Annotated in this window: 1 pseudogene; it reads left to right on the top strand. The window is 45.4% G+C overall.

The annotated features are described in order from the left end of the window. Positions 1–569: pseudogene (locus R8N47_RS25900) on the top strand (aromatic amino acid transport family protein); the annotation flags it as partial. Positions 570–647 lie beyond the last annotated feature (78 nt).

Genomic DNA, 647 nt, shown 5'->3' on the forward strand with positions numbered 1-647 from the left:
TGGTCGTCATTCCTTCGTTGGTGACTTACAACAAAGAAGCGAGCAAAACTCAGCTGCGCAACATGATCGTTGTCGGCTCTACGATTCCTTTGGTTTGTTACCTATTGTGGTTGTTTGCGGTTGTGGGTAATTTGCCGCCACATGAGCTGGTACAGTACTCAAACGTCACTGAACTTATCTCGGTTCTTGGTCAACAGTACAATGGCTTGGAGTTTATTCTGTCCATGTTTACTGGTTTGGCGTTGCTAACTTCATTCTTGGGTGTGGCAATGGCGCTTTACGACCAAAACGCGGACTTGCTCAAAACCAGCAAGCCAGTGGTCTTCGTCACCACATTTATTCTGCCGCTACTTGGTGCTGTATTTGCTCCGGAACATTTCTTAGCAATTTTAAGCTACGCAGGCATTATTCTTGTGTTCTTGGCAGTTTTTGTTCCATTGTCGATGACAATGTAAGTGCGCCGTGTACCTGTCGAAGACAACAGCGTTTACGAAGCTGGTGGCGGTGTGATGGGCATGAGTATGATCTTCCTGTTTGGCTGCTTCCTACTATTTGCACAAGCTGTGTAATACAAGCACATTGAATACATGAGCCGCCAGTTGAGAAACGAGCGGCTTTTTTAATGGCAATGACATAAGTTTTACAAC

The sequence above is a fragment of the Vibrio sp. 2132-1 genome, from assembly GCF_033344315.1.